This is a genomic window from Mesorhizobium sp. M1E.F.Ca.ET.063.01.1.1 (assembly GCF_003998155.1).
GTDB lineage: Bacteria > Pseudomonadota > Alphaproteobacteria > Rhizobiales > Rhizobiaceae > Mesorhizobium.
In genome coordinates, this window is the sequence record NZ_RZSC01000706.1 from 1 (window position 1) to 3,015 (window position 3,015).

Sequence of the window (3,015 nt, forward strand, 5' to 3'; positions counted from 1 at the left end):
TATCATGACGCTGCCGTCGCACTTCATGCCGCAAGTGGCGGTGGCGACGATCCTCGTCTCGCTGGCGGTCACCGTCGGCATCGGCCTCGCCGGCACCTGGCGGGTGCTCGGCCACAAGGCGGCGCCGGTGTTGCGCAACCTCTGATACCGCGCCCTGAAGATCGACCCTCGCGTTAAATCTTCGTAACAATGCCGCGCGGAAGGGCCGGAAACCGGCCTTTTGCCTTCTCACGCGGCGTTGCACGCGGTTACCGTCTTGTTCTTGACGTCAAGAACCATCATATTTTGCGCAGGCATGCTGGAGCCCCTGCCAGCGGCGCCTGGTCCAAAGGGGTCACTTCCAAAGTGGTCATTCCAGGGGACCTGTCACCGGACGGGGCAGAAGCAACAGAGGATTTTCAATGGCTGATCCCATTCGCAACTACCAGACGTCCGCCGCCCCCGGCGCGCGCGTCGATATCGATCAGGGCCTCAGGGCCTATATGATCAAAGTCTACAACCTGATGGGGCTTGGCCTGCTCATCACCGGCCTTGCCGCCTGGGGCGCGTTCCAGCTCGCCGTCACGGGCGATGGCCAACTGACCGCCTTCGGCCAGCTCATCTACGCAAGTGCGTTCCGCTGGGTCGTCATCCTGGCGCCTCTGGCTGCCGTGATGTTCCTGTCGTTCAGGATCCAGTCGATGAGCGTGGCGGCGGCGCAGACCACGTTCTGGGTCTATGCCGGCCTTGTCGGCCTGTCGCTGTCGACGATCTTCCTCGTCTACACCGGCACCAGCATCACCCAGACCTTCTTCGCCACGGCCGCAGCCTTCGGCGCCCTGTCGCTCTATGGTTACACGACCAGGCGCGACCTGACGCCCGTCGGCTCGTTCCTGATCATGGGCGTGATCGGCCTGCTGATCGCCATGGTCATCAACATCTTCCTGGCGTCTTCGGCGCTTGCCTTCGCCATCTCGGCGATCGGCGTGCTGGTGTTCGCGGGCCTGACCGCCTACGACACGCAGAAGATCAAGGAGATGTATTTCGAGGGTGATGTCGCGGACGTTGCCGGCCGCAAGGCGATCATGGGCGCCCTGCAGCTCTATCTCGACTTCATCAACCTGTTCATGTTCCTGCTGCAGTTCATGGGCGACCGCCGCTAAGACGGGCTCACGGTCCGGCTGGACCATAGACTTCGGAAAGGGCGGCCCAACGGCCGCCCTTTCCTTTTGTGTGTTCCTCTGCTGTTATCGAGGCAGGAAAGTGATTTGCACAAATTATGAGCAGTATTTCAATCAGAGCCGCGACCGCGGCAGACCTCGACCGAATCACCGAAATCTATGCCGACGCGGTCTCTCACGGCACGGCGAGCTACGAACTGGAGCCGCCCAGCCGCGCCGAAATGGGCAATCGATTCGACAGCTTAGCGGCGGGCAGCTTTCCCTATCTCGCGGCGGAGAAGGATGGCTCGGTGCTCGGCTATGCCTATGCCGGACCGTTCCGGCCGCGGCCCGCCTATCGCTTTGTCGTCGAGGACTCGGTCTATGTCGCGCCCGAGGCCAAGGGGCAGGGTGTCGGCTTCCTGCTGATGCAGGCGCTGATCGAGGCGGCTCGCCTGGCCGGCTTTCGCCAGATCATCGCGGTGATCGGCGACGGCCATGCCGACAGCGCTTCCGTGCGGCTGCATGAGAAGCTTGGCTTCCGTCATTCCGGGCGCCTGGAAGGGTCGGGCTACAAGCACGGGCGCTGGCTGGACACGGTGTTCATGCAACTGCCGCTCAATGGCGGCGCAGAGCTGCCTCCGGATCCGGAGGCGCTGCCCGAGCGGAAATTCCGGGAGGGGCTCAAGGGGAACTGAAGAATTGAGGAATTGAGGAACTGAAGAACAAAAGAAGGCGACGGTTACACCGGGCGCGCCAAGCGCCTTATTCTTCAACTCGTCATTCCTCAGTTCTTCAATTCTTCAGTTCTTCAGTTCTTCAGTTCCTCAATTCCAGTTCTTCAATTCCCAACTCAGGCCTGCACCAGTTTCAGCTTGGGATCGAACACGCCGAGCACGCGGCCGAGTTCCTGGCCGCGCTTCAGGATGCGTCCGCCGGCGGCGATGACGGCGAAGGCGCCTTGCCGGCGCGCCAGCTTCGGGTCCTTGACGATCTGGAACAGCGGCACCTCGCTGGCGCGGCGGAAGACCGAAAACACAGCGCGATCAGAGAGATGATCGATCGCATAGTCGCGCCATTCGTTGGCCGCCACCATGCGTCCATAGAGCCTCAGGATCTGGTCGAGTTCGCGCCGGTCAAAGCGTACCGGCTGATCGAGGCGTTCGCGCCGCGCCTCGTGTAGCGGGATCAATATTCCGGATGCTTCCCCATCCTCCATCCCGCTGCTGTGATCGGTCATGCGTCAATCCTTCGATTGAATCGTGCGCCAGCCAAGGTTCGCGCTTTCGCGGTCGAATTGCAAGGGCCGGCGAAGCACGCGGAGCGTCGCGCGGTTTCCGAAAGGTCCAGTCACGTTTGCGAAACGTGTGTTGTCATTGGTGATGCTTCGCCACATTGTCGCCACAAATTATCCGCGCTCATGCCCCAATGTCCAACGAGTTTACCGGCGTTGCCTGAGACGGTTCGGTCCGGCACCGGCTCGTAAACCCCAAGCCCCCCGCCCACGGGTCAGCGTCGGATCGAACCAACCTCGGTTTTTCCTTGGAAAAATCAGGTGCGACGATCCCAAAACCTGAATGACCGGCGTCAGAAGCAAGCTGACGCCGGTTTTTTAATGGCTGGAGCGCCCCCTTCTCCCCTTGTGGGAGAAGGTGGATCGGCGCGCAGCGCCGAGACGGATGAGGGGTGCTCCAGGGAACGCCGACGTCTCACTCCGCTGGAACACCCCTCATCCGTCGCCTTCGGCGACACCTTCTCCCACAAGGGTGTTTGGACCGGGGACATCGCGAACAGGTGTGCGAAGACATCGCGAACAGTTTTGCATGCTATCGGGCGAGGGCATTGAGGTCGATGGTTTCTATTTTCTGATGTCTGA

Annotated in this window: 3 protein-coding genes; 2 read left to right on the forward strand and 1 reads right to left on the reverse strand. The window is 61.5% G+C overall.

The genetic code is table 11. The annotated features are described in order from the left end of the window. The first annotated feature begins 401 nt into the window (after window positions 1-401). Entirely contained in the window at window positions 402-1,142 is a 741-nt protein-coding gene (locus EOA29_RS30945) for a Bax inhibitor-1/YccA family protein (RefSeq protein ID WP_126091165.1), read from the forward strand. 116 nt (window positions 1,143-1,258) lie between these two features. Then, entirely contained in the window at window positions 1,259-1,837 is a 579-nt protein-coding gene (locus tag EOA29_RS30950) for a GNAT family N-acetyltransferase (protein WP_126091166.1), read from the forward strand. A 155-nt stretch (window positions 1,838-1,992) separates the two neighbouring features. Here the strand turns inward: EOA29_RS30950 and EOA29_RS30955 are convergent, their stop codons facing one another. Further along, window positions 1,993-2,379: a DUF2794 domain-containing protein gene (locus EOA29_RS30955; RefSeq protein WP_126091167.1), complete on the reverse strand. Its 387-nt coding sequence runs from the start codon at window positions 2,377-2,379 to the stop codon at window positions 1,993-1,995. Window positions 2,380-3,015 lie beyond the last annotated feature (636 nt).